Raw genomic sequence first — 1111 nt, forward strand, 5'->3', positions numbered from 1 at the left:
GGGGCCCGGAAGCGCCCGTTCCGCGTTCTGGGCGGGCAAATTCGCGCATCGCACCGGCGAAAGGCCCGGCAAGTCCGAGTTAATCAAGGTGTCCACATGTAACGTTTTCATAAGACAAAAAAACCCAAAATTAAATAAATTATCGGCGACACGAAGCATATGTTAATTACTTGTGCCACATAAAGCGTGTGGAATACTCTCTCAGCAGAATTTTTGCTCTCATATATTCTTGTTATTTGTGGATCTAGGAAAAATGCAAGCGCTATTGTCCCGAATGCATTGAGAACTCCGGTCAATTGAAGTATGACTGTGGAATATTCCGCCCACATTAAAGCAGCTATATTTACCAAAAAACCGGAAGATGCATAGAAAAAGAACACCCAAACAGCCCAAGTAACCAGTTTTCCGTTTACTTTATCAAGGGACAAGCGAAGATCCAATGCCGGACCTTCTCCACGGAACTCATTTCTAGCTTCCATAATAGAATTAAAGACCCCGCCACCCTCAGAGTATAATTTGATCGTATAATAGCTAAAACGGAAGACAGCAACACGCATTAGAAAGAAAATTACCAGGGAAACGGCGCCTGCGACGTGTGCAAGAAGGATCGAGGCAAAAACGTCAAATTTGCTTCCATAAACAGATACGAAACCTAAAGTAGGTGGGAAAAGAACAACAAAAATACGCTTCAAGGTGTTCACCATTGTCTGAAACGCAAATCCTAAACCATTCAACCCTGCCACCGAGCCCGCAAGTCTTTGCATATGAGAGATGGCGTCGAGAAATACAAAAAGGGAAAAGAAAATAGAAACAAGAACCATAAATACGAAAGACATACTAACCCCTAGATATTGGCCCTTGATTTTCGGGTCGAATACCCATCACCCAACCACCGTCTCCTGTCGCAGCACCCAGAGGAGCGCCCGAGGACCCAAGGCGCTCCCGGGGACGTGGCGACAGGATCCGATGGTCGCGTGAAGGGCATACGGGGCGAAAATCACGGGTGACCAGATAGGCAAGCCGTTTCATGTTATAGGCGAGGTTCGCAAGCCCGATCTTCGCCCGTGCCCGCGCGATCCCGATCGTGCGGACAAAGAGTGCCATCCGGTGC

The 1111-nt window shown here is 47.6% G+C and carries 1 protein-coding gene and 1 pseudogene; both read right to left on the bottom strand.

Translation table 11 applies throughout. The annotated features are described in order from the left end of the window. Nucleotides 1-107: 107 nt before the first annotated feature. Nucleotides 108-836, bottom strand: coding sequence for a DUF2837 family protein (locus BLQ14_RS15350; RefSeq protein ID WP_143004514.1), 729 nt, complete (start codon nucleotides 834-836; stop codon nucleotides 108-110). A 163-nt stretch (nucleotides 837-999) separates the two neighbouring features. Further along, nucleotides 1000-1111: pseudogene (locus tag BLQ14_RS15710) on the bottom strand (IS5/IS1182 family transposase); the annotation flags it as partial.

This window comes from Meinhardsimonia xiamenensis, from assembly GCF_900102905.1.
Lineage (GTDB): Bacteria > Pseudomonadota > Alphaproteobacteria > Rhodobacterales > Rhodobacteraceae > Meinhardsimonia > Meinhardsimonia xiamenensis.

Coding starts and splice junctions, on each gene's coding strand:
- BLQ14_RS15350 (WP_143004514.1), bottom strand. CDS start 836: ATGTCTTTCGTATTTATGGTTCTTGTTTCTATTTTCTTTTCCCTTTTT.